A 24,695-nucleotide genomic window follows, 5' to 3' on the forward strand; every position below is an offset into this window, starting at 1 on the left:
CGCCGGGTTTTTCATTTGTGGGCCTGTTCGATCTGTCAGCGCGGAAGACGCCTAGCTCTTGCGAGGCTGTTCGGCGTCCGCAATGGCGGCCTCATGATACCAGGCCTCGCCATGGTCAAGCGGCTGATCGCGCAGCGAAGCAAGCTCTGCCGCAAACTTGGCCTTTACGCCTAAATTTGAGGCACCCGCACGCGCTGCCACCGGGAACATCAGGATTTTGGCCGACGGACGGGCTGAGGTGATTTCCATGGTCGGTCTCCTTTCTTCTGGAGAGGCTCTTCGATTCATCTTTCCATCAAGGTAAGTCCTGCAATCCATTTAGGCAAGATGCCTAAAGAAAGATCGGCATTTGCCTGTTATTTAAGCAAATTCTGCCTTTGATCGATCCGGGCGCATTGCTTAGGCGGCTTGCCTTCGTCACCGGCATGAAAGGGCATTTTTGCCGCACCCTGACCAACTGAAGTGGCACACGATTTGCATTTATTGGCTTGGCAGCTGGGCTGCTGGATGGCTCGGCGCGCCGGCGTCATCCAGGTTCGGTGATCAAGCAACGAGAGGCTCTAGAATGACGAAATACAAGCTCGAGTATATCTGGCTCGATGGTTACACGCCGGTCCCCAATCTTCGCGGCAAGACCCAGGTCAAGGAGTTCGCCGAGTTCCCGACGCTCGAGCAGCTGCCGCTGTGGGGCTTTGACGGTTCCTCGACGCAGCAGGCCGAAGGCCATAGCTCCGATTGCGTGCTGAAGCCGGTTGCCGTGTTCCCCGATCCGGCCCGCACCAATGGCGTGCTGGTGATGTGCGAAGTGATGATGCCAGATGGCGTGACGCCGCATGTGTCCAACAAGCGCGCCACCATCCTCGACGACGAGGGCGCCTGGTTCGGCTTCGAGCAGGAGTATTTCTTCTACAAGGACGGCCGTCCGCTCGGCTTCCCCGAGAGCGGCTATCCGGCGCCGCAGGGCCCGTACTACACCGGCGTCGGCTATTCGAATGTCGGCCCGATCGCGCGCCAGATCGTCGAGGAGCATCTCGACCTCTGCCTCGCAGCAGGCATCAACCATGAAGGCATCAACGCCGAAGTGGCCAAGGGCCAGTGGGAATTCCAGATTTTCGGCAAAGGCTCCAAGAAGGCCGCCGACCAGATGTGGATGGCCCGCTATCTCTTGCAGCGCCTGACCGAAAAATACGAGATCGACATCGAGTATCACTGCAAGCCGCTCGGCGACACCGACTGGAACGGCTCGGGCATGCACGCCAACTTCTCGACCGCCTATATGCGCGAAGTCGGCGGCAAGGCCTATTTCGAAGCGCTGATGGCTCAATTCGACAAGAACCTGATGGACCACATCGCCGTCTACGGCCCGGACAACGACAAGCGCCTGACAGGCAAGCATGAGACCGCTCCGTGGAACCGCTTCAGCTACGGCATCGCCGACCGCGGCGCTTCGATCCGCGTGCCGCATTCTTTCGTCAACAATGACTACAAGGGTTACCTGGAAGACCGCCGCCCGAACTCGCAGGGCGACCCCTACCAGATCGCTTCGCAGATCCTGAAGACCATCGCGGAGGTTTCGACCAGCGCCCAGGTTTCGGCGGCCGCCTAAGCATCTATAGCGGCGCAGGCTTCGTAAGCCTGCGCCGTAGCCTGCTGCTACCACGTCTACGGTCTGCTATTGGTCAAACAAAAACCCCGGCGTCTGAACTGACGCCGGGGTTTTTCCTTGTCGCTGAGGCTTATCGTTCAGACCGAATAGTACATGTCGTATTCGACCGGATGCGGGGTCATTTCGAAGCGCATCACTTCGGCCATTTTCAACTCGATGTAGCTGTCGATCTGGTCGTCGTCGAAGACGCCGCCGGCTTTCAGGAAGCCGCGATCCTTGTCCAGGCTCTGCAGGGCTTCGCGCAGCGAGCCGCAGACGGTCGGGATTTTCTTCAGTTCCTTCGGCGGCAGATCGTAGAGATCCTTGTCCATCGGCTGTCCCGGGTGGATCTTGTTCTTGATGCCGTCGAGGCCGGCCATGAGCATGGCGGCGAAAGCGAGGTAGGGGTTCGCGCCCGGATCGGGGAAGCGGACCTCGACGCGCTTGGCCTTCGGCGACGAGCCGAACGGAATGCGGCAGGAGGCGGAACGGTTGCGCGCGGAGTAGGCGAGCAGCACCGGGGCTTCATAGCCAGGCACAAGGCGCTTGTAGGAGTTGGTCAGCGGGTTGGTGAAGGCGTTGATGGCCTTGGCGTGCTTGATGATGCCGCCGATGTAGAACAGGCACGACTCCGACAGGCCGGCATATTCATTGCCGGCGAAGGTCGGCTTGCCGTTCTTCCAGATCGATTGGTGGACGTGCATGCCCGAGCCGTTGTCGCCGAAAATCGGCTTCGGCATGAAGGTGGCCGTCTTGCCATAGGCGTTGGCGACCTGGTGCACGACATATTTGTAGATCAGCATCTTGTCGGCGTTGCGGACCAGCGTGTCGAACTTGATGCCGAGCTCGTGCTGGGCAGCGGCAACCTCGTGATGGTGCTTTTCGACGCGCACGCCCATTTCGGCGAGCACGGTCAGCATTTCGGAGCGCATGTCCTGCGCGCTGTCGATCGGCGGCACAGGGAAGTAGCCGCCCTTGACGCGCGGGCGGTGGCCGAGATTGCCGGTCTCGTAGTCGGTGTCGTCGTTGGACGGCAGTTCGGTCGAGTCCAGCTTGAACCCGGTGTTGTAGGGATCGGCCTTGTACTTGACGTCGTCGAAGACGAAGAACTCGGCTTCGGGGCCGACATAGATGGTGTCGCCGATGCCTTCGGCCTTCATGTAGGCCTCGGCCTTCTTGGCGGTGCCGCGCGGGTCGCGGTTGTAGGATTCGCCGGAGACCGGATCGAGAATGTCGCACAGGATGACCATGGTCGATTGGGCGAAGAACGGATCCATGTGGACGGTGTCCGCATCGGGCATCAGCACCATGTCGGACTCGTTGATCGCCTTCCAGCCGGCGATCGAGGAGCCGTCGAACATGACGCCGTCGGCGAACATGTCTTCCTCGACCTCGATGACATCCATCGTGACGTGCTGCAGCTTGCCCTTCGGATCGGTGAAGCGCAGGTCGACGAATTTCACGTCGTTGTCCTTGATCTGCTTCATGATGTCTTTGGCTGTCGTCATGTCGTTTCTTCCCTGTGTGATGACGTTTCGAGGAGACGTTAATCTGAAATCAGAAAGCTCAGACGGCGTCCATCCCCGTTTCGCCGGTACGGATGCGAACGACCTCCTCGATATTGGAGACGAAGATCTTGCCGTCGCCGATGCGGCCGGTCTGCGCCGCCTTGCGGATGGCTTCGATGGCGCCTTCGACGGCGTCGTCGCCCAGCACCACTTCGATCTTCACCTTGGGCAGGAAGTCGACGACATATTCGGCGCCGCGATAGAGTTCGGTATGGCCTTTCTGGCGGCCAAAGCCCTTAGCCTCGGTGACGGTAATGCCTTGCAGACCGGCCTCCTGAAGCGCTTCCTTCACTTCGTCTAGCTTGAACGGCTTGATGATCGCTTCGATCTTTTTCATGTAAAAAGTGGCCTCCACTGCCAAAAAAACGGGTTGTGCGCCCCGCTTGCGCCTCCATCAAGCACGAACTGTGCCAATTTCAGCCCACGCGAAGCGGTTTCGCGCAATTCCAATGCCGCGCCGCGCCGGGATGCACATTCGCGTCATCCTCTGCTTCGGCTGCGGCAAAGCTGCCCGAAGCCTACACATTGCCGCTTCGGGCGTCTGCACGATAATTAGGCAGATTGCGCATTTTGCAGGCCCGCGCGGAACCGTGGCACCAGTCTGCGAAAGGATTGGCCGCACGCCAACGCAGCACCTGGCCGTTTGCTTCGAATCCGAAACTGGACAATGCTCGATAGAGACAAAGGGGTCGGCCTTGAACGAAATGCGGATCGGCAATCCATGAGCAATGAAGTCCTGTCGCCGGCCGAGATGGGCGAGGCCGACCGGCTGGCGATCGCGGCCGGTCCGCTCGACGGCTATGGCCTGATGCAGCGCGCCGGCGAAGCGGTCGCTGCTGTGGTCCTGGCACGCTATCCCGCAGCAAGCCGCGTGCACGTGCTGTGCGGCCCCGGCAATAATGGTGGCGACGGCTATGTTGTAGCGCGGTTGCTGGCCGAGGCTGGTGTGAATGTGGCGCTCTGGGCCGAAGGCAAGCAGAAGCCCGGGAGTGATGCGGCGCGAGCTTCCGAGGCCTGCAATCTGCCGGTCGAGCACATCGGACACTGCTACCCGGAACCGGGTGAAGTCGTCGTGGACGCGCTCTATGGTGCGGGATTGTCGAAGAAGATATCCCTGCATGCCTCTGCCGTCTCAGGATTGGCCGCGGCGGAGCGCGTGCCTGTGGTGTCAATCGATCTGCCTTCTGGTGTGTCGGGCGAGACCGGCTTGAGCAACGCTTATTTCAAGGCCGACGTGACGGTGACGTTCGTGCGGAAAAAGCCCGGCCATCTGCTGATGCCGGGGCGCAGCCTCTGCGGCGAGATCATCATCGCCGATATCGGCATTCCGGATGCGATCGTCGATGAGTTCAAGATCAAGACGTTCGAGAACACGCCTGATTTCTGGCTATACAGTTTTCCGAAAACGGCGGTCGATACACATAAGTATAAGCGCGGCCACGTCAGCGTCTTTTCCGGCGGGCCGAGCGCGACAGGTGCGGCGCGGCTGTCGGCGATGGCTGCAGCCAGAGCCGGGGCAGGGGCGGTGACCGTGCTCTCGCCTGAAAATGCCATGCAGGTAAACGCCGCGCATCTGACATCGATCATGCTGCGCGAGGCCGGTTCGATGGAGGAAGTGCAGGAATTTTTGTCGGCGAGGCACCCCGAAGTACTTGTGTTCGGACCAGGGCTCGGGCCGAAACCCAAGGTGGGGGATTTCGCGTTGCAATTGATCGCGACGGTCGCTGACCTAAACCGCACGTCGACGAGTTCATTCGGAATTCAGCGCCCTGCCATTGTCTTGGATGCTGACGCCATCACGTCATTGGCGCATCAGCCTCAGGCCCTGTTCGACGCCGCGCTGCTCCCGTTGGCGCCGGTATTGGTGCTGACGCCGCATGAGGGCGAATTCGCCAGACTTTTTCCCGACATCGCGAAGGACAAGAAGCAGTCGAAACTCGCCAAGGCGCGCGCAGCCGCTGAACGAGCCAACGCCATCATGGTCTACAAGGGCGCCGACACCGTCATCGCGGCGCCGGACGGCCGCGCGGTGATCAACGCCAATGGTGCACCATGGCTCGCCACCGCCGGTTCCGGCGACGTGCTGGCGGGCATTGTCGCCGCGCTGCTGGCGCAGGGCATGCAGGCATTCGAGGCCGCCTGCGCAGCGGTCTGGATCCATGCCGAGGCCGGCAGCCGCTTCGGACCGGGTCTGATCGCCGAGGATCTGCCGCTGGCGCTGGTGCCGGTGCTGCGTGAACTTGTCGAGGCACGGCAGAAGGTGCCGATCGGATGAAGCGTTTCGCGCTCGCCATTGCAGCCATCATCGCGCTGTTCGCCTCGCATGGCGTGCGCGCTGAGCAGCCGGTGACCATCGTCGACGATCCGGCGGTGCTCGCCGCCCTCGATGCCAAGGGGTTTGGCTTCGCCGGCATTTTCGCCGTCGACGGCGCGGACGATCTGAAGATGCTCTACAGTGAGGTGCCGGCCTATCGTGCTGTTGTCGACATGGTGGCGGCCGATATTGCCACGCTGCGGGCCGAGATAAAGGCCGGCGGGCGCACGCTCTACGAGGTGACCGACGGCAATGTCGGCCGCATCATGGATATGCGCTGGCTGAAGACCGAGGCCGCGCGCTTCCGCCTGGTCGGCGTCGTCAACCGGCTGGACCGGCGTGACTTCACCGCGCTGCAAGGCGACAAGAGCTGTGGCGAGGTGCGCTTCATCTATCGCCTGGCCTACAGTTTCCGCAAGAACGGCAAGGTTTTGGCATCGCGGCTGCCATTCAATTTCAACGCCGTCTACAGCGTGGCGCCGGATGCCGATGGTGGCTGCGTCGGCGTTGCCGGGCGCTGGACACCGCAGATCGACGAAAACGTCGATGCCGGCTGGCTGGCCGGCGGGCCGCTGGCACCGGAGGAACTGACTTTCAAACAGCTCGAACTCAACGCGCAGGTGGTGCGCTTTCCCTCGGGCCAGGAGACCGAGTTCGGCGGGCAGGCGGCCTATCTGATGCGGATCTTCGGCATCGATGGCGCTACCGTCAGCGAGAATCCGCTGGAGAATACGCCAGACGTCGCGCGGCTCTCCGACGATGCTGCACTCAAGAAAAGGCTCGCCGACTATGTCATCGCCAATGTCGCGGCGGTCGATCTCGGCGTCTACGAAATCCCCGACGAATTCCTGGCGAAGAAAATCATTTCGTGGTCGACCTTCGGCAGCGCGAGACAGGCCAACCATCCGTTCACGCCGCTGTTCCAGCCAGCGGATTTCGCCGGCTTGGACTATGCGGCGCTAAAGCTGGTGCGGACACCGGAGGCGCTGGTCGAGCGGCTGGACAATGGCGCCTGCCAGGGCAGCGGTTCGGCTCCTTGCCTTCTTCCGTCGCGCGCAGCCAGGCCTCACGTCGCGGAATCTCGGCATGGAGATGCGGCGAGATGCCGACCTCGATCCGGTTGAGAGGCGACGTCGTTTTGTCGTCGAGGCCAATGAAGTGAAAGCCGGCCGTCGAGCCCGCCTGGTCGCTACCGGCCGCTGTCCTTCGCGCCGCCAGCGACATGGACCGATGCCGGCGATGTCGACTACGCCCCGGCCGAGATGGCGATGCCGTGCCTGATGCCGGATGATGCAAGACGCTTCGGCGCGACCTGGCAATGCGGTGGCGGCACCGTCTGCACGCCGCTCGCGACGGCTTCAGGCGTGCATACCGCGTTGGCGCAATGTCTGTTGCCCACGGACAGTCCAAAGATGTTTTCGGGCCATCCCTGCCTGACCGGGTCGATCGCCAGCAACCCGTCTCAGCCGTTCAACGACCGCTACAAGATCACCGGCCAGTTCGCGGCTTTTGCGCCGACCTTTTCGCGGACCGCCTACACCTGCCGGCCACCGAAAATCGGCGTACCGGCAGGCATCGCTTATCGCGCCTGCGACGACAAGGACCGCAGCTTCGCCGCATTCAAGACGGGCAAGCCGATGCCATCGGAAATTTGCGGCATGGTCGGCGGCAAGAAATTCGACACCTGCGTCGCCACCAACAATTTCGACCAGTGCCTCGGCGGCGCGGTCAACCGCGGCAACCGTCCCGCCTGTTCGGCCGATCATTTCTGCCGCGAGGATTATATGTGCCAGTCGCTGCCGCCCGACACGCCGGGCGCCGCCAAGGTGAAAGGCATCGGCTACTGCTCGCCGACCTATTTCATCTTCCAGATGCGCATCGACAACCACGCGACGCCTTGGGCGAGCGCGACCAGCGCCCCCAGGGATGCGGGGTTCGGGGCGGCAGAAGAGGAGTGAGCCTGGGAGTTGGGCGACCACCAGTTCAGCGCTGCAGATGGTCTTCCATCCGCGCAGTCCATTTGGTGTCGAATTCCGCAATATGCCGCTGTGCTACGCTCGAGTTCAGCAGCGTCGAGAGCGCGGTCACGGCGATCGGGTCCAGGTCGGGCGGCTCCGTGTAGCCAAGCGCCGCCAGCCGTTGAGCCCAAGACGGATGGGTGGACTTTGCGTCATCCGGGCTTGCCCACGCCCTGCGGGCGCAAACATTCAGGCAATTGGGTTCTCGCAGCTGACCGGCAGCTTCCAGCATGCGATCGAGCGGCGGTCGCGGCGGACGCAAAGCACCTCGCAATTCATGCTGCAAAGGGTCATAGACCGTCTCCGTGAAATGCACGTCTGCCGTGGCAAGAAGCAACAGCGCGCGTGCGGCGTGCTCGGCGTCGCCGGAGGATGCCGCGTGTCGATCTGCCTTGATCTCCGCTTCGCGCGAAAGCCGGATTTCTTCCCGCTCGAACGATTGCGACAGCCAGCCGATAGCGGCGTGGAGCAGGCTGCCTGTGATCGTGGTTCCGGGCGGGGCATACTCGAAGACAAATCCGAAACCGTTTTCGAACTCAGCGAGATTGAGGCTGCCATTGGTATCCTTGTTGCGCACATGCGCGTCCTCATGGGCAAGGATCGCGGCAAGCGCTCTTTCGTCGGTCACTGCGAGGAGAGGGATGCCAATGGTTAGAAACAGCCGATTGCCGAGAAGGCCGAGAAGCGTGCGCTCTTCGCGCACGCTGGCGTTCAGGTTGCCCTCTAGTATGACAACCGTGCGCGCAGCACGGCGCGGTCCGGCGACGCTCCGCCACAGCGCCCACAGGCCGGGCGCTTCTGCTTCACTGACGCCTTTGATCTTGCTGCGTCGGAAGCCCGCAAACAATGTGCCGAACAGAAATGCCAAGGCCGTGGTGGCGATCGGCATGACGACAAAGCCGCTGGCGATAAACCAGATCGGATGGTTGTCGAGCAGGGACATCCAGACGCAGAAGATGACGAGGGCGGGAACAACGAAAAACAGGACCGTGAACCTGCCAAACCGCCGACCGGCGCTGATGATCAGTCGCGACATTGGATGTTACAACGGGATGTTGTCGTGCTTCTTCCAAGGGTTCTGCATGTCCTTGTTGCGCAGCATCCTGAGTGCGCGGGCAATACGGCGGCGGGTCGAGTGCGGCATGATCACTTCGTCGATATAGCCGCGCTCGGCGGCGACGAAGGGCGACAGGAAGCGGTCTTCGTAAGCCTTTGTGTGGGCTGCGATCTTCTCGGCGTCGCCGATGTCCTTGCGGTAGATGATCTCGACCGCGCCTCTCGCCCCCATCACCGCGATCTGCGCCGTCGGCCAGGCATAGTTCATGTCGCCGCGCAGATGTTTTGAGGCCATCACGTCATAGGCGCCGCCATAGGCTTTGCGGGTGATGACGGTGATCTTCGGCACGGTCGCCTCGGCATAGGCGAACAGCAGTTTTGCGCCGTGCTTGATCAAGCCGCCATATTCCTGCGCGGTGCCGGGCAGGAAGCCGGGGACATCGACGAAGGTGACGATCGGGATGGAGAAACAGTCGCAGAAGCGCACGAAGCGCGCCGCCTTGCGGCTGGCGTCGGAATCGAGCACGCCGGCCAGCACCATCGGCTGGTTGGCGACGAAGCCGACGGTGCGGCCTTCGACGCGGCCAAAGCCGGTGACGATATTCTTGGCAAAGTTCTGCTGGATCTCGAAGAAATCGCCTTCGTCGGCAACTTTGAGGATCAGCTCCTTGATGTCGTACGGCTTGTTGGCGTTGTCGGGGATCAGCCGATCGAGTGACATGTCATGGTCGGTGACCGACTGGTAGCATTCGATCTCGGGAAGCTCCGACGTATTTGACGCGGGCAAAAGATCCACCAGCCGGCGCATCTGCAACAGCGCCTCGACGTCATTGTCGTAGGCGCCGTCGGCGATCGAGGATTTCGTAGTGTGGACGGACGCGCCGCCAAGGCTCTCGGCCGTCACCGTCTCGTTGGTGACGGTTTTCACCACATCCGGCCCGGTGACGAACATGTAGGAGGTGTCGCGCACCATGAAGATGAAGTCGGTCATCGCCGGCGAATAGACGTCGCCGCCGGCGCACGGGCCCATGATCACGGAAATCTGCGGAATGACGCCGGATGCCAGCACGTTGCGCTGGAAGATTTCGGCATAACCGCCAAGGGCCGCCACGCCTTCCTGGATGCGGGCGCCCCCGGCGTCGTAGATGCCGATGATCGGCGCGCGGTTGCGCAGCGCCATCTCCTGCACCTTGATGACCTTTTCGGCATGCGCCTCCGACAGCGAACCGCCGAACACGGTAAAATCCTTGGCGAAGAGGTAGACCGGACGGCCGTTGACGGTGCCCCAGCCGGTGACGACGCCGTCGCCGGCGATCTTGGTCTTCTCCATGCCGAAGTCGGTCGAGCGATGCTCGACATACATGTCGAACTCCTCGAACGAGCCTTCGTCGAGAAAGACCTCGGTACGTTCGCGCGCCGTCAGCTTGCCCTTCTTGTGCTGGGCGTCGATGCGGGCCTGGCCGCCACCCATGCGGGCGATCTCGCGGCGGCGCTCGAGTTCCTTCAGCACGTCCTTCATCGCTCGGTCTCCAGAAATGGCAGCTGCATTTGTGGTAATGATGCCTGCAGGCGTGTGCAAGCGCCGCTTTCGGCCTCGATTATTGCGCTGCAACATGTGGCCCCTTGCATTCCGGAGCGAACTCAGCCATATGCAGCCCATAGGCGCTTGGGCCGGAGATTCCGGCCTTCTCGACAAATGAGACTGGTTGCGTCTGTTTTCCCTCTTTCCGGTATATCGGCCTCTCTTTCCGATACATCACGAAGTGGCGAAAGAGCCCCGTGGCATGACGCCTGCGGGCACGACAGCGCAGCCGAGTGGACGTTACCGTCCGCCCGCCTTGTCGTTTCATATCAAATTTTTCGACGGCAGGTTGCGCCCTGCCGCCATCGATGTTTGCGGCCAAGACCGCGTGAAAGAAGACTATTTTGACCAACGAAAACACCTCAGCCGGTAACGCAATCTCGACCGGCACCACTGCGGACCTTACCGGTTTCGCAGCTCTTGGGATCACCGGCGCGCTGCTCAAGGCGACGCATGGCGCCGGCTTCACCGAGCCGAAGCCGATCCAGACGCAGGCGATCCCGCCGCAGATGGAAGGCCGTGATATCTTCGGCATCGCCCAGACCGGCTCCGGCAAGACCGCGGCCTTCGCGCTGCCGATCCTGTCGAAGATCATCGCGCTCGGCACCAAGCGCCGGGCCAAGACCACCCGTGCGCTGATCCTGGCGCCGACGCGCGAACTCGCCGTCCAGATCGAGGACACCATCAAGATCCTCGCCAAGGGCGCGCATGTCTCAACCGCTCTCGTGCTTGGCGGCGTCTCGCGCTTCAGCCAGGTGAAGAAGGTTGCGCCCGGCGTCGACATCCTGATCGCCACGCCCGGCCGCCTGACCGACCTGGTGCGCGAGGGCGACCTGATTCTCTCCGACACCAAATGGCTGGTGCTCGACGAGGGCGACCGCATGCTCGACATGGGCTTCATCAACGACGTCAAGCGGATCGCCAAGGCGACCGCGCCCGACCGTCAGACGGTGCTGTTCTCGGCCACCATGCCCAATGAAATCGCCGAACTGGCGAAGGGCCTGTTGAAGAACCCGATCCGCGTCGAAGTCGCGCCGCAGAGCACCGCTGCTGCCGAAATCGTGCAGGGCGTTGTCTTTGCCCGCACCAAGCAGAAGCGCCAGGTGCTGTCGACGATGCTCGCCGACGAAGCGATGAAGTCCGTCATCATCTTCTCGCGCACCAAGCATGGCGCCGACCGGGTGACCAAGGACCTCGAGCGCGACGGCTTCAAGGCCGCCGTCATCCACGGCAACAAGTCGCAGAACGCCCGCCAGAAGGCGCTCAACGATTTCCGCGAGGGCTCGGTGCGCATTCTTGTGGCGACCGATATCGCGGCGCGCGGCATCGACGTCCCCGGCATCAGCCATGTGGTGAATTTCGATCTGCCGGATGAGGCCGAAAGCTATGTCCACCGCATCGGCCGTACCGGCCGTAACGGCATGGACGGCATCGCCATCACGCTTTGCGATCCTTCCGAAAACAGCAAGCTGCGTCAGGTCGAGCGCATCATCCGCAGCAAGCTGCCGATCGTTGCCGACCATCTCGGCAGCCCGGATCCGGTGCGCAATCCGGCCGAAAAGAACGAGCGCTTCGAGCCCGCCAACGATCGCAACGACCGCAATGGCCGTCGCGACGGCAGGCGGCCCGGTGGCCAGAACAACGGCTTCGCCAAGAAGCGTTTTGGTGACAAGCCGGCCTTTGCGGGTGCAAGCGAGCGCAAGCCGGAAGGCGCCAAGGCCTTCAAGGGCAACAACAAGCGCCGCTTCGGCGGCAAGCGGCCCGCGGCGCGGGCTGCGTGATCAGACGAACCGGTCAGGCTCGTCGAGCCTGGCTTGATTGCTGACGATTGTATATGAGGACGGCCGGGGCAATGCTTCGGCCGTCCTTTTCGTTTAGGGCTGCCCGGTAATTGCCTTGACCCAGACGACGATCCGCTGCGCCAGGAAAGCCGTGGTCGAGGGCGACAGCGCGTCGCCGGCAATGACGTGGTCGTCGGGATCGCCATTGTCGTCGACGGGCACCAGTTCATGCGGTGCACCCCAGCGGCCGGCGATTTCGCGGGTGCGATCCTGGCGCACCACCTTGTCGGAATCCGAGAAGATGAACAGCGCCGGTATGGTTGCCTTCTCCACAGGCGCTGCGTAGGCAAGGTTGGTCAGCGCCGCCATCGGTAGCACGGCCGCCATTGGATAGGTGTGCGTCCAGAATTTCTCGTGCAGCGCGTTGCGGGTCGGAAAGCTGCGCTCCTTGCCGCCGACGAACTCGGCGATCTGCCTGCCCCAGGGCATGGTCAGCAGCTCGGCGCCTGAAGCCCTGATGCCAAAATTCGGCGAGATGAATGCGATTGCAGCGACGCCGTCCGATGCGCCAGGCTCAGTCGCCGCCCATGCCGCCAGCGAGCCACCGGTCGAGGTGCCGACGACGATCACCTTGTCGCCGATGGCCCGGCCGATGGCGAGCGCCTCCTCATAGTCATTGATCCAGGCATTGACGCTGCCTTGCGCCATAGCGGCGCCGTCCTGCCCATGACCGGTGAGGCGGGTGTAGAAAAGGTTGGCGTCGAGTTGGTCGGCGACCTCGTCGGCCAGCGGGCGAACCTCGCCCTTCGATGCCGAAAAGCCATGGATATAGACGATCGCCAATGGCGTCCTGGCGTGAACCATCGGATCGGCCCAGATGATTTCTTTCTCGAGCCCGTCGCGGACTTTGGGCACGGCAGCCTCTTCGCGCGCGACATACGCTTGCGGGTCGTCGCCGATCACTTTGTCATCGAAATGGATCGTGGTGTCGACGGGAACGCGCGGACCAAGCAGGAAGGCCAGGACAAGGATGATGACGACGCCCAGCACCGCAAGCACGATCCGTCGCCCCATCTCAGACACCACAACAATTCTAAAGCCTATGGCGGCCGGTGCAGTCAGGCAACAGCCGGGCTGTGGACAGCTATTCGTTCGGCGGCTTGCGGTCGAAATTCAGCGGCCGCCCTGTCCAGCGGGTCGCCGTGCTGATGAACCACCGGCAGACTGGCCTTGGCAGCAGTGCCAGCAGCTTCAGCCCCCAGCTCAGCCGGTGAGGGAAGGTAACCTCGAAGCCGCCATGCTCGATGCCGCGCAGCATGCGTCGCGAGGCGCGGTTGACCGGCATCAGTCCCGGCATCGGCAGCATGTTCTTTTCGGTCAACGGCGTGTCGATGAAGCCCGGATTCATCACCTGGATGCGGACATTCATCTTGTCGAAATCGTATTTCAGCGACTCGGCCAGGATGTTGATCGCCGCCTTCGAGCCGCCATAGGCCGCCGTGGTCGGCCAGCCGAAATAGGCGGTGACCGACCCGACAAGCACGATATGGCCGCGCGCACGGATGCGCATGCGCTCCATGAGTGGGACGAGGCCATTGATGATACCGAAATAGTTGACCTCGAAGGTCTGGCGAAAGTCGCGGACCCTGAGGTCTTCGCCGGGCGTGGCGATGTAGTTGCCGGCGTTGAAGACGGCGAGCACGATCGGGCCGAGCTCCTTTTCGATCGCCGCCACCGTGCTTGCCATGCGCGGCTCATCGGTGACGTCGCAAGGGTAGGCGACGACACGTCCCGGCATCTGCGCAGTCTCGACGATGAGCGCGTCGAGTGGGTCGCCGTCGAGTGCGGTGACCGCGACGACAAAGCCCTTTGCCGCGAGGTCCTTTGCCAGCGCACGGCCGATGCCGCTGCTGCCGCCGGTTATCCAGGCGACGCCGTGCTTCGGGTTGGCCCGGTAAAGTGTCATTCTGCGCCCTGCCGATCTGTCATTAGTGCTCTAGCGGTGAAAAAATCGAATGAAAAGAGCGCTTTTCCGTACTGGTTGAAATGATCGTCATCGCGCGTTGTCCGGCCGCGGGAGATTGCAGTGCCCGAAATGCGACTGGACCAGGCGAATTCTTGCCTTGAAACGCAAGCTTCGGGTTTCTAGGGTCTCGCCGCAGCTACATAAGGAATCCCGGATGCCCCGTTCTGTGATCGAAGCGATCGGCAACACGCCCCTGATCCGCCTCAACAAGGCCTCGGAGCAGACCGGCTGCGAAATCCTGGGCAAGGCCGAGTTCATGAACCCCGGCCAGTCGGTCAAGGATCGCGCAGGCCTGTTCATCATCCGCGACGCCGAACAGCGCGGGCTGTTGAAGCCGGGCGGGGTCATCGTCGAAGGCACGGCAGGCAATACCGGCATCGGCCTGACGCTGGTTGCCAAGGCGCTGGGCTATCGCACAGTGATCGTTATTCCCGACACCCAGAGCCAGGAAAAGAAGGACACGATCAAGCTGCTTGGCGCCGAGCTGATCGAGGTGCCGGCGGTGCCTTACAAGAACCCCAACAATTACGTGAAACTGTCGGGGCGGTTGGCCGAGCAGATGGCGAGGTCGGAGCCGAACGGCGCGATCTGGGCCAACCAGTTCGACAACGTTGCCAATCGCGACGGCCATATCCGCACCACGGCGGAAGAAATCTGGACGCAGACCGGCGGCAAGGTCGACGGTTTCGTCTCGGCGGTGGGTTCGGGCGGAACGCTGGCCGGCGTCGCATTCGGGCTGAAGGCCAGGAGCAGCAACGTCAAGATCGCGCTCGCCGATCCGCTAGGTGCGGCGCTCTATTCCTTCTACACGAGTGGCGAATTGAAGTCCGACGGCAGCTCGATCACCGAAGGGATAGGGCAGGGGCGCATCACGGCAAATCTCGATGGGTTCACGCCGGACTTCTCGTTCCAGGTGCCGGACGAGGAAGCGCTGCCGATCGTCTTCGACCTGATCCAGGAAGAAGGCCTGTGCGTCGGCGGTTCGACCGGCATCAACATTGCCGGCGCGATACGGCTGGCGCGCGAGCTTGGCCCCGGCCACACCATCGTGACCATCCTTGCCGACTATGGCACGCGCTACCAGTCGAAGCTGTTCAACCCGGAATTCCTGCGCGAGAAGAACCTGCCGGTGCCGGGCTGGATGGATGAGCGCAGCACAATTCCGGTGCCGTATGAGAAGGTCGCCTGATGGCGCACAGAACAGAAGCGCTGTTTCGCGACGACGCCTATCTCAGAGCGGCTGACGCCACTGTTGTCGCCATCAACGAGCGCGGCGGCATCATTCTCGACCGGACCATCTTCTATGCCACATCGGGCGGCCAGCCTGGCGATACCGGCACATTAGAGCGCGCCGACGGCAGCCGCATCGCCATTGCCGCCACCATCACCGGCGAGACCAAGGACGAGATCATCCATGTGCCGGCGCCGGAGCAACCGGCACCCGAGGTCGGCGAGCGGGTGAAACTCGCCATCGGCTGGGAGCGGCGGCATCTCCTGATGCGCATGCACGCAGCTTGCCATTTGCTCACCGTAGTCTGTCCGTTTCCGATTACCGGTGCTGCGGTTTCCGAAGATGACAGCCGCGTCGACTTCGACGCTCCCGATGCCGGCTTCACCAGGGAAGACGTCACCGCCGGGCTGATGGAACTGGTGCGAGCCGATCATCCGATCTTCATCAGGCTGATCACCGACGAGGAACTGGCAGCCAATCCTGGCCTGGTGAAATCCAAGAATGTCCGGCCGCCCGCCGGCACCGGCAAGATCCGCCTGGTCTGCATCGGCGACAACGCTTCGATCGACAGCCAGCCCTGCGGCGGCACCCATGTCAAAAGCACCGGCGAAGTCGGTGAAATCCATATCGGCAAGATCGAGAAGAAGGGCCGCGAAAACCGGCGTTTTCGCATTCGCTTCGGACCGCTGCCGGCGAATTAGGGTCAAATAGCACGTGGCCTCTATATTGCTCAGCCGGTCTGAGACACCTTGGCTTAACCAAGGTGTCGGAAACTGGACGGTGATCGCTCAACCCATGCTTCGATCTGCTCGGTGACAAACTTGGCTGCTTGATGGTGGATGAAGTGGCCAGCCCCGGGCACAGCAATCAAGGCGGTAACGTTGTCGACTTCTCGGAAGGTCCCGTCAAAAGCGCTTGACGGCACATAGGGATCGTCGGAGCCAAACAGCACAAGGGTCGGCGCCTTGACCAAAGGCAGCTGGCCCAGATCCGGCACCCTGCCAAGCGGTATGTTGGCCCTGTAGTAGCCCAGCATCGCTTCCGGATCGGATCGCCTGAGCGAATCTGTCAGGGCCTGCCTGTCCTGCGGATCGGCGACCCAGGTGGCGAGTTTGTCGATGTCCAGCATCTGGGTGGCGCCCGGGACCTGGAAGCCACGTACATATCCGATGATCTCGGCATTGGCCGGATCGGCGACCGCACGCAGATAGTTGCGGGGGTGCGGTGCCGACAGCAGGATGAGATGGCGCACGACCTGCGGCACGCGTATGGCCAGCCACCATGCGATGATGCCACCCCAGTCATGGCCGACAATAGCGGCCTGGGTCAGCTTTTCCGCTGCAAGAACAGCCAGCACGTCGTTGACCAGGTGGGTCAGCGCATAGTTGCCATGGCCTTGTGGTCCATCGCTTTGTCCGAAGCCCCTCAGGTCCGGCGCGATCACCCGATATCGGTCGCAGAGCGCTTGCATCTGCCGGCGCCAGCCCATTCCGTGATCCGGAATGCCATGCAGAAACACAATCGGCGGGCCTGAGCCCGCCGCTGTGTAGTGCAGTTTGACGTTGCCATTGACGGCAACCCTAGATTCAAACGCCACTTCCTGTTCCGTCAATTGCAATCCGTTCGAAGCAGTAGTCCGAGCTGGGAGGCTCGAACCGCCGGCCTACATCTTGACTTCGAGGCGCAGGAACGGGCCGTTGAATGTCTGGGTGCTCTTGTCCGCCATCTCAAGCAGATTGTGCCACTGTTCGACCCGATAGCCTGCGGTGAACGTGGTATTTTCCCACGGTTTGAAAGTCACGCCACCGGAAAGGTCTATGCTGGTAACAACCTTGTTGGAATGCTGGCTTTCGCTGACGTTGATATCTGGATCAGGAGTAGGATCGCTTGGATCGCTCTCATGTTCGTGGAGGCTAAACTTGTCCGTCCGTCGGCCCCACATAGCCGAGCCCGAAACCGCACCGGTAAGACCCCACGTTTCACCCAGCGGATAGTAGACTTCGGCGCCGAGGCGCGGACCGATGCCGTAGAACTCGGATGAGCCAAGCTTGTCAGCGTTGCCGCCCTTGTCGGCCGGATCATTGGGAGTGGCGCTCACATTGAAATTCAGCTTCTCCTTGGAGTGCAGCAAGCGCAGACCGCCGAAGAACCGGATGTCGGCGCCCTGCGCCTCGACATGCTTGCCGATATCGAAGTCGAGCGTCTGGAAATTGTAGCTGTTGCCGAACGACAGGCCGATGACGCCGCCACTTTGCGGGACATTCAGACTAAAGTCGTTGTCCTGGCCGGCGTGGAAAGTACCAGCGAGCCTCCAGTCCACATCCGAAGAAATCGCTTTGGTGAGCGCCACTGATCCGTAGAGATCGCCGAAATCATTGCCACTGCCGAGCTTGTCGCTGGTATCGCCAAGCTTGTCGACGTTGGATTGATAGACCGCGCCTTCGAAGGCAATCTTGATGCGGGAATCGACCACTGCAGGATCGGTTACCTGTGCATCGGCGGCATGAGCCGCGACCACACCAACTGATGTCACCGAAGCGGCAGACGCTGCAACCGTAGCAAGAAGCTTACTTGAAACCTGATTTCGCATTTTTCCCCGCCTGGAATCGAACTGAATTGATATTAGCCCACTCGCACACTACCGCAGCGGCACCTTTCGTCATAGCTGCCATAATCATTTATCGGGCAGTGTTACGCGTTTGCCACAGAACCCGTTTTATCTCTGCGAATCGAATATGATAGCGTAGGAGTTTCTGGTCGAGATGTCGGCGCTGGCCGCCTGGTGTCTACGGCTGCGCGGGGGGCATCGATGGACGACCGGATACAAATCGAAAGCGTTCTCAACAACCTCGTCTATGCGCTTTTTGCTCATGGCGGGCAGGCGGAAACGAGTGGTCGGCCCAGCGACTTCGGCAACATGGTTGTCTTTGACAATCCGGAAGCCGTCGACACAATCGTCAAGGCGCCGGAGCTCTTTCGGAAGAACTTCTCCCTGATCTCGGCGCTCGGTTTCAGCCGTTTCAACACGAACGATCAGGATTGGTCGGTCCGGCGTACCATCACCCAGGACGTCTATTTGGCGGCCGCCAAGCCGGCGCAGCAGCATCCCGTTGCGGAAATCTTCGCCACCTGTCTGTCCAGTAGCGACGCCACGCTACCAGCCATCCAGCAAGCGTTGTTCGCCGCGTCGATGACCATATTTTACCGGGCTTTCGGCCTTGTTCCCGATATGGCGGCGACGCTGTTGCTGCTCGACAGGGTCCGCGACGTTCTGAGGCGTCTCCAATAGATCGGAAGAGCACACGTCTGAACTCCAGTCACGGCTACATNCGATTTCGCATCGCTGCTGATGGCGGATCCCCGCGCCGCTGCGGAGATGGACCGCTTTAAAAGCGAAGCCACAGATATCGAAGGCTTCTCGCCTGTGGAGGAGTTTGTCATGAACTTCTTCGCAGGCGTCGAGACATCGGTGACGACCGCACTTTGGGTGATCGATCGACTGGGGGCAAACCAGCAGGTGCAAGACCGTATCCATGCCGAGGTTCTCTCGGGCGATGCGCAGACGCCGTATACCGACTGCATGATCAACGAAACGATGCGCTTTTTCCCGCCGATTCCGTTCCTGACCCGGGAAGTCGGTGCCGATACGGTTCTCGAAGGTCGGCGTCTCTACGCCGGGCAATTGATCATGGTGTCGATCGTCGGCGTGCACCAGAACCCGGCTTTCTGGTCAAACCCGCGTGTCTTCGATGCCAGCCGGAAGGAGTTCCTCGACAACAGCTTTGATCGGAGGGCCTTCATTCCTTTCCTCACCGGACCGCGCATGTGCGGTGGCGCGCGTCTCGGCCGGCTGGAGGTTCGGGAGGCAGTCCTTGCCATTGTGCGCCAGTTTGCTTTTAGCCGGGCCGACGATGTCATCCGGTTCGACTATGCGCTGGCACTGCGCCCGGCGCAGGGTGCCTCCGTCAGTGTTTCGCGTCGATGAAACGCAGGGTCAGGCATGGTCCTGCCAAAACCGAGCGACATAGTCCCCAAATTGCCTTTTGATCATCGCCTTGAGTTCGGCATCATGCGCATAGCGCGCACCCGTCGATACGGCTTTTGATTTCAACTCGAAACCTGGGAACCAGTTGCTCATCGTGGCGGAAACGTTTTCCTGCTGGTTGGCGATGAAGTCCTCGTAGCAGACCTCAGCCACTCTGCTCTGATCAAGGGTGTTCAGGTAATTTTTCCACCTGATTTCGCTGTCGAAAATATGTTGGGCGGTATCCCTGGCAACCCTCTCGGTCAAAATTGTCACCTTGGGGATTCCAGGCAGCGTCTCCCGACTGTCGAACGGCTGGCCAGTATGGAGCATCGAAAGCAGGCTTATGGTTTGATCCACCTTGTTTCTTCTTGAGAGGAAGACATAGAACGAGTTGCCGTCGTCGTTGCCGATTGAATTGCGTGCGAATGGCAGGTTTTCAAAAAAGATCTTGGCGGCGAACACACCGTTCTCAGTCCTTTTCGCCAGGAGCTGGCGACCATAGGCCATTGCCCGCTCGTTGAGTTTTTCAAGATCAATTGTGTTGTCGGCCGACCAGCGTATCATCAGCGGCAAGGCATACTGCCACTGAAAATACTCGGTTGGGATTCCCAAGCCGAACTGTTGCAAGGTTTGGCAATAGGAATGCCCGGCCGTTCGCGGAGTGGTGCAAATCAGGATCTTGGCGGGATTTTCGCTTGAGCTTTGGCGATCATAGGTCGCCGAGATGTATTCACTGTACAAATCGTCGAAATGCATATCCGGAACCAACCCACAATCACACGCCAGATTTAGGCCGCAGACAGGAACCCCAGGATGAGCAGAGCCTGGTCCAGCGTCATCAGCGATGGCGGATCGCCAGCATCGATGTTGTCGACAAGCCACAGATCAGGCCGTGCGAGCCGTGTGCGCTCGATGGCCTGCCGGTCGACGAATTGGCTGTCGCGGCCGTACATCAACAGAACGCGGGCGTCGATCTTGGCAGCGATTGGGAAAAGATCGTATCGGCGGCCGGTCAGTGCGCCAAAATTTCCCGTCGTTGCGGGGTCATAGGCGAGCCGGAAGCCCGCGGGACCGGCTGCGATCCGGTTCTCCACATAGCGATTGAACACTGCGTCCTCGACCGGCCCCATGAGGGATCTGGTGGTGGCCAGATAGTCCTTGGCAGCCGCACGGCTCTCAAATTTAAGCGCACTTTCCTTCATGACGTCGTCTCTCATAGCGTCGACCTTAGGCCCGCCGAGCATTGGAACGTCGTTGAGAACGATTTTCGTGGCCTTGGAGCGAGTCATGTGCAGAAACAACAGCAAGATCGTGCCGCCCCACGAAGTGCCGATGAAGTGGTTCTCCGTGCCGGCGAACTCGCCAAGCGCGCGCAGGCACTTGGAATAGACGTTGATGTCGTAGCCGGAGCCCAGATAGGCGCTACGCCCGCGCCCCAACAGGTCTGGGCAGACAACCAGGAAACCATTGCGGCACAAGAATGTGGCGAGGTAGTTAAAATCGGCACCATTGCCGGTGAAGCCGTGAAGGCAGAAAACTGTGGCGTGAGGCGTGCCGGCTGGCCGCCAGATGCGCACGAACATTGCGGCATACCGGTCATCCAGCCGGATAAGTATTTCTTGCGTCAGTGCCTCGGCAGGCTTGGCCGAACTCATCAGATGTCGCGCTTGCGGACGGCACGCTTGACCGAGCCGCGGTTGTCAATGAAGTCGCGTTTCCAGAACACCGACTTGTCAAGGTTTATGAGCTTGGCGTTCTTGATAAGTGGCAGGATATGGGACGAAGACCGCGTCGCCAGCACCGTGACGGCGGTAGCGTCGCCGCCGGGAAAAGGATTGAGCGGACCGCCATTCTTCGCCCATGCCTCCGCTATCTCGCGACTGGTCTGGATCCATCCAACGTAGGCCACGATAACGTCGTCGATCGAGCCGATCATATGTGTCTGCTGATCCATTTGATAGCGTAGCGTCTTCACCATCAAGCCGAATTCGTAACCATCGAAAGGCGGATAGTGTGCAAGAAAATTGCAAACAAGCCCGAGCGAAGCCGGATTGCTCGGAGTTCGGGAAAACAAGAGATTGCTCATGTCGAGATTTTATTGACCCCGCCCATCCCAGATCATAACCATCACTCCGTACTCGCCACGAAACACGAAAACAATCAGAATCAACACACTGCTGCGGCTGACTACGTCGTGCGCTCGCTGCGCATTCAGATTGTCGGGCCAAACAGGATCCGGAACCGAATGGCCGCCAAAATATAGTAGTCGGCCAACAAGGCAGGAGAACAACGATGGCCGATGACAGCCCTTTCACAGTCGATGCGGACTGGTTGCAGAGCCGTCTTGGCGAGCCCGGCCTGACGATCGTCGATGCGTCCTGGTACCTGCCGGCGCAGAAGCGCGATGCGCGCGCCGAGTATGAGGCAGCGCATATCCCGGGTGCGCGCTTCTTCGACCAGGATGCGGCCTCGGACCCAGATGCCAAGCTGCCGCACACGCTGCCTTCGCCGCAGCATTTCGCGCAATATGTCGGCGCCATGGGTATTTCGGCCGACGACACCATCGTCGTCTATGACGGTCCGGGCTTCTTCTCGGCGCCGCGCGCCTGGTGGATGTTCCGTGTCATGGGCGTGTTCCAGGTCTATGTGCTGGATGGCGGCTTCGACCGCTGGAAGGCGGCGGGCCGGCCGGTGACGGCGGAGCCGACCAAGATCGCGCCAAACGTGTTCCACGCAGATTTCGACGCCGCCCGCGTCGCCAGCCTAGCCGACATGCGTCGCATCGTCGAAACGAAAGAAAGCCAGATTGCCGACGCCCGTGGCGCCGGCCGTTTCACCGGCACCGAGCCTGAGCCTCGCGCCGGCGTTCGCTCCGGCCACATGCCCGGCGCGCACAATTTGCCTTATTCGGCGCTGTCACAGAATGGCGCGCTGTTGTCGAAGGACCAGTTGCGCAAGGCCGTTGAGGGTGCCGGTATCGATCTGTCGAAACCGGTCGTCACCTCTTGCGGTTCCGGCATAACGGCGGCCGTCGTCACTCTGGCGCTGGAGACGCTCGGTCACACCGACAACCGGCTCTATGACGGCTCATGGACGGAATGGGGCGGGCTGGCAGACACGCCTGTGGTGACGGGCAAGGAATGATGGCGATGGAAAATGGCGCGCTGGACGACATCGAAGTCACGGTCACGTTTCTGGAAATGCATGTGCCGCCGGCCTATTCGCCGCCGTTGCCCTACAACAGGCAGATCGCGCTGCTCAGGACCAAGGACATTCCGCTGCATTTCTACCGCTATCTGATGGATCGGGTCGGACGCAAATGGCACTGGGTCAATGTGCTGAGGCTGGACGATGACGAGCTTGCCGCCGGCATCCACCGCGAGGACCGCGACATCAGGGTGCTTTATCTCGACGGCGCGCCGGCCGGGTTCTTCGACCTCAAGCCGCATTTGCCAGAGGAAGTCGAACTCGCTTATTTCGGCATGATGGAACATGCGACCGGGCAAGGCATCGGCCGTTGGTTCCTCGGTGCGGCGATCGCCGCAGCATGGTCGTATGGGCCGAAACGGGTAACGGTGCAGACCTGTACGCTCGACCATCCGGCTGCCTTGCCGCTCTACCAGAAGCTCGGTTTTGCGCCGGTGGCGCAAAAGAAGGAGACCGTGCATCCGCTGTCGTTCGCCGAGCGCTCGGCCAGCGTCATGCGGCCGTGACTTTCTCCGACTGAAGGCCGAACCGACCGTTCACGGCGAGGAATTCCTGCTCGTGCGGACCCAGGACGAGAACTGGCGCAGCCGCCGGGTGACGCTGCGCCGCTTCGACGATTTCATCCGATGAGCCGGCGCGGGACCTGCCCAATGCCGAAGCAGTCCGGCCTGAGACTGGCCGGGCTGCTGACAGTTGACAGGAATCGGGTGGGAAGCACCTCGGCGGGGGCATAATTTCCGGTCAACCGCACCGGAAATTTAGCCATGACCGTCCAGTTCAAAGCCTTGCCGACAGAAGATGTGAGAGCGCTGCAGCGCGGCGGGCCGGACGCCTACGGGCAAACGCCGGAGCGGAAGGTTTCAGATGGCGACGGGGTGCCGTGCCGGCATTGTCTGAAGAACATCGCCGGGGGCGACGTCTATCTCGTTCTGGCCTATCGCCCATTCCCGGATCTGCAGCCTTACGCTGAAACTGGTCCGATCTTCCTGCATGCGGAAGAATGCGAACGCGCCGCCGAGACCGAGCAGCTGCCAGAGGTGTTCGAAAGCCCCGACTACATCGTGCGTGGCTATGACGGGGATAATCGCATCGTCTACGGCAGTGGCGGCGTCATCGTGACCTCAGCAATCACGGCGCGGGCCGAAACCCTGCTCGAACGCGACGATATCGCCTACGTCCATGTCCGCTCGGCACGCAACAATTGCTATCAGTGCCGAATCGAACGTGCCTGACAAAAAAATGCCCGCCGTTGGTCTGGCGGGCAGTTGGGAACCGTGTGACGGCTCGATCCGTCAAGTTGGCACCCCTGTCTGTGCAGGTTTTTCGGATGGCTGATGTGAAACGCTTCACACAGCGCCGCGACTATCGCCGGCACACGGTGGCGCGCCGACTGGCGGCGAACTGTCGTACTGCCGTCGCATTCATACGTTCAAAGGTGAGTGTCGATGGGTTGCCGACCGCGGATGAACCGGCGGGGATCTCGATATCGAGGAAGCGGGGCTTTGGCTCCGCTTTTTGTTGCCGGTGTTTTGCCCGCAAGAAAAAACCCACCGGGATGAGCCGGCGGGCTGACGGGAGCAAGTCTTCCCAATTTAGGTGAGATCAGGATTTAGGTCTGGTCAGGCAGCCAGAACCACTTTCGGTTCGACCAGCTCATAGCCGAGTGCTTCGGCCACGGCGCGATTGGTGATCTTGCCCCTGTGGACATTGAGGCCGTTGCGCAAATGGTGGTCGTCGACCAGCGCCTTCAGGCCCTTGTCGGCCAGCTGCAGGCCATAATGCAGCGTCGCGTTGTTGAGCGCGTGCGCCGAGGTCACCGGCACGGCGCCCGGCATGTTGGCGACGCAGTAATGGATCACGCCGTCGACCTCATAGGTCGGCTCGGCATGGGTGGTGGCGTGCGAAGTCTCAAAGCAGCCGCCCTGGTCGATAGCGACGTCGACCAGCACCGAGCCCTTCTTCATGCCCGACAGCATTTCGCGGGTCACCAGCTTGGGTGCAGCAGCACCCGGGATGAGCACGGCGCCGACGACGATGTCGGCCGAGAAGCATTCTTCCTCAAGCGCCTCGACTGTGGAGTAGCGGGTGTGGACGCGGCCGGTAAAGAGGTCGTCCAGCTGGCGCAGGCGCGGGATCGAGCGGTCGATGATGGTGACGTCGGCGCCGAGGCCGACCGCCATGCGGGCGGCATGCAGGCCGACGACGCCGCCGCCGAGCACGGTGACCTTGCCGGGCAGCAC

24 protein-coding genes and 1 pseudogene are annotated in these 24,695 nt (G+C 61.4%); 12 read left to right on the plus strand and 13 right to left on the minus strand.

Translation table 11 applies throughout. From position 1 onward, the window contains the following. Positions 1-51: 51 nt before the first annotated feature. Positions 52-249, minus strand: coding sequence for a DUF2735 domain-containing protein (locus tag X726_RS142190; RefSeq protein WP_023672773.1), 198 nt, complete (start codon positions 247-249; stop codon positions 52-54). 316 nt (positions 250-565) lie between these two features. Here X726_RS142190 and X726_RS142185 point away from each other — a divergent pair, with 316 nt between their 5' ends. Then, positions 566-1,606, plus strand: coding sequence for a glutamine synthetase beta-grasp domain-containing protein (locus X726_RS142185; RefSeq protein ID WP_023672774.1), 1,041 nt, complete (start codon positions 566-568; stop codon positions 1,604-1,606). Positions 1,607-1,743: 137 nt separating this feature from the next. Here X726_RS142185 and glnA read toward each other — a convergent pair whose 3' ends face one another. Both glnA and X726_RS142175 read right to left on the minus strand, forming a co-directional pair. Continuing rightward, complete coding sequence (glnA, locus tag X726_RS142180) at positions 1,744-3,153, minus strand: type I glutamate--ammonia ligase (RefSeq protein WP_023672775.1); 1,410 nt, start codon at positions 3,151-3,153, stop codon at positions 1,744-1,746. 58 nt (positions 3,154-3,211) lie between these two features. After that, complete coding sequence (locus X726_RS142175; protein ID WP_006205430.1) at positions 3,212-3,550, minus strand: P-II family nitrogen regulator; 339 nt, start codon at positions 3,548-3,550, stop codon at positions 3,212-3,214. A 384-nt stretch (positions 3,551-3,934) separates the two neighbouring features. On the opposite strand from X726_RS142175, the gene X726_RS142170 reads away from it, so the two are divergent. The 3 genes from X726_RS142170 to X726_RS1000000169760 all read left to right on the plus strand — a co-directional run bounded on the left by X726_RS142170 (position 3,935) and on the right by X726_RS1000000169760 (position 7,485). Then, positions 3,935-5,488 (plus strand): bifunctional ADP-dependent NAD(P)H-hydrate dehydratase/NAD(P)H-hydrate epimerase, encoded by a 1,554-nt coding sequence (locus X726_RS142170; RefSeq protein WP_023672777.1) that lies wholly within the window; start codon positions 3,935-3,937, stop codon positions 5,486-5,488. Continuing rightward, entirely contained in the window at positions 5,485-6,651 is a 1,167-nt protein-coding gene (locus X726_RS1000000171295; protein ID WP_023672778.1) for a hypothetical protein, read from the plus strand. Before X726_RS142170 ends, X726_RS1000000171295 begins: the two co-directional genes overlap by 4 nt. 156 nt (positions 6,652-6,807) lie before the next feature. Then, the gene (locus X726_RS1000000169760) at positions 6,808-7,485 is read left to right on the plus strand and encodes a hypothetical protein (RefSeq protein WP_156940716.1); all 678 of its coding nucleotides are present in this window, start codon (positions 6,808-6,810) and stop codon (positions 7,483-7,485) included. A 25-nt stretch (positions 7,486-7,510) separates the two neighbouring features. On the opposite strand, the gene X726_RS142165 is transcribed toward X726_RS1000000169760, so the two are convergent. Both X726_RS142165 and X726_RS142160 read right to left on the minus strand, forming a co-directional pair. Then, positions 7,511-8,581 carry a M48 family metallopeptidase gene (locus X726_RS142165; RefSeq protein WP_023672780.1) on the minus strand — a complete coding sequence of 357 codons (1,071 nt, stop codon included), beginning with the start codon at positions 8,579-8,581 and terminating at the stop codon, positions 7,511-7,513. A 6-nt stretch (positions 8,582-8,587) separates the two neighbouring features. Next, a complete protein-coding gene (locus tag X726_RS142160) occupies positions 8,588-10,120 on the minus strand; it encodes an acyl-CoA carboxylase subunit beta (RefSeq protein WP_023672781.1) in 1,533 nt (510 codons plus the stop codon). 440 nt (positions 10,121-10,560) lie between these two features. Here X726_RS142160 and X726_RS142155 point away from each other — a divergent pair, with 440 nt between their 5' ends. Beyond that, complete coding sequence (locus X726_RS142155; protein ID WP_286461048.1) at positions 10,561-11,964, plus strand: DEAD/DEAH box helicase; 1,404 nt, start codon at positions 10,561-10,563, stop codon at positions 11,962-11,964. Between the two features lie 93 nt (positions 11,965-12,057). Here X726_RS142155 and X726_RS142150 read toward each other — a convergent pair whose 3' ends face one another. Both X726_RS142150 and X726_RS142145 read right to left on the minus strand, forming a co-directional pair. Beyond that, positions 12,058-13,038, minus strand: a complete 981-nt coding sequence (locus tag X726_RS142150) for an alpha/beta fold hydrolase (RefSeq protein WP_023672783.1) — start codon at positions 13,036-13,038, stop codon at positions 12,058-12,060. A gap of 70 nt (positions 13,039-13,108) precedes the next feature. Beyond that, positions 13,109-13,930 carry an SDR family oxidoreductase gene (locus X726_RS142145; protein ID WP_023672784.1) on the minus strand — a complete coding sequence of 274 codons (822 nt, stop codon included), beginning with the start codon at positions 13,928-13,930 and terminating at the stop codon, positions 13,109-13,111. A gap of 214 nt (positions 13,931-14,144) precedes the next feature. Between X726_RS142145 and X726_RS142140 the strand changes: the two genes are divergently transcribed. After that, positions 14,145-15,179: a cysteine synthase A gene (locus tag X726_RS142140; RefSeq protein ID WP_023672785.1), complete on the plus strand. Its 1,035-nt coding sequence runs from the start codon at positions 14,145-14,147 to the stop codon at positions 15,177-15,179. Beyond that, entirely contained in the window at positions 15,179-15,922 is a 744-nt protein-coding gene (locus X726_RS142135) for an alanyl-tRNA editing protein (protein WP_023672786.1), read from the plus strand. The genes X726_RS142140 and X726_RS142135 overlap by 1 nt, the downstream gene beginning before the upstream one ends. Positions 15,923-15,975: 53 nt before the next feature. Here X726_RS142135 and X726_RS142130 read toward each other — a convergent pair whose 3' ends face one another. Both X726_RS142130 and X726_RS142125 read right to left on the minus strand, forming a co-directional pair. Beyond that, positions 15,976-16,833, minus strand: coding sequence for an alpha/beta hydrolase (locus tag X726_RS142130; RefSeq protein WP_023672787.1), 858 nt, complete (start codon positions 16,831-16,833; stop codon positions 15,976-15,978). 51 nt (positions 16,834-16,884) lie between these two features. Next, the gene (locus X726_RS142125; protein WP_156931562.1) at positions 16,885-17,811 is read right to left on the minus strand and encodes an Lpg1974 family pore-forming outer membrane protein; all 927 of its coding nucleotides are present in this window, start codon (positions 17,809-17,811) and stop codon (positions 16,885-16,887) included. 759 nt (positions 17,812-18,570) lie between these two features. Here X726_RS142125 and X726_RS142115 point away from each other — a divergent pair. Beyond that, on the plus strand, positions 18,571-19,206 hold the full coding sequence (locus X726_RS142115; RefSeq protein ID WP_023672790.1) for a cytochrome P450: 636 nt from the start codon (positions 18,571-18,573) through the stop codon (positions 19,204-19,206). Between the two features lie 9 nt (positions 19,207-19,215). Here X726_RS142115 and X726_RS142110 read toward each other — a convergent pair whose 3' ends face one another. From X726_RS142110 to X726_RS142100, 3 genes are read right to left on the minus strand one after another with little or no spacing between them, the layout of a single operon-like run. Beyond that, positions 19,216-20,004: a Stf0 family sulfotransferase gene (locus X726_RS142110; RefSeq protein ID WP_023672791.1), complete on the minus strand. Its 789-nt coding sequence runs from the start codon at positions 20,002-20,004 to the stop codon at positions 19,216-19,218. A gap of 32 nt (positions 20,005-20,036) precedes the next feature. Then, a complete protein-coding gene (locus X726_RS142105; RefSeq protein ID WP_023672792.1) occupies positions 20,037-20,903 on the minus strand; it encodes an alpha/beta hydrolase in 867 nt (288 codons plus the stop codon). Continuing rightward, positions 20,903-21,334: a hypothetical protein gene (locus X726_RS142100; RefSeq protein ID WP_023672793.1), complete on the minus strand. Its 432-nt coding sequence runs from the start codon at positions 21,332-21,334 to the stop codon at positions 20,903-20,905. The genes X726_RS142105 and X726_RS142100 overlap by 1 nt, the downstream gene beginning before the upstream one ends. Positions 21,335-21,540: 206 nt before the next feature. Between X726_RS142100 and sseA the strand changes: the two genes are divergently transcribed. From sseA to X726_RS142085, 4 genes and pseudogenes are all read left to right on the plus strand, one after another. Then, positions 21,541-22,392, plus strand: a complete 852-nt coding sequence (sseA, locus tag X726_RS142095; RefSeq protein WP_023672794.1) for a 3-mercaptopyruvate sulfurtransferase — start codon at positions 21,541-21,543, stop codon at positions 22,390-22,392. Between the two features lie 5 nt (positions 22,393-22,397). Further along, positions 22,398-22,961 (plus strand): GNAT family N-acetyltransferase, encoded by a 564-nt coding sequence (locus X726_RS142090; protein WP_023682574.1) that lies wholly within the window; start codon positions 22,398-22,400, stop codon positions 22,959-22,961. Between the two features lie 31 nt (positions 22,962-22,992). Further along, a pseudogene (locus X726_RS1000000172010) lies at positions 22,993-23,085 on the plus strand (OmpA family protein); the annotation flags it as partial. Between the two features lie 134 nt (positions 23,086-23,219). Then, entirely contained in the window at positions 23,220-23,687 is a 468-nt protein-coding gene (locus X726_RS142085; RefSeq protein ID WP_023672796.1) for a DUF1203 domain-containing protein, read from the plus strand. 387 nt (positions 23,688-24,074) lie between these two features. Here X726_RS142085 and X726_RS142080 read toward each other — a convergent pair. Beyond that, positions 24,075-24,695, minus strand: a 621-nt coding sequence (locus X726_RS142080) for an NAD-binding protein (RefSeq protein ID WP_023672797.1), incomplete at its 5' end; no start/stop codon positions are given.

Source organism: Mesorhizobium sp. LSJC285A00, assembly GCF_000503155.1.
Classification (GTDB): domain Bacteria; phylum Pseudomonadota; class Alphaproteobacteria; order Rhizobiales; family Rhizobiaceae; genus Mesorhizobium.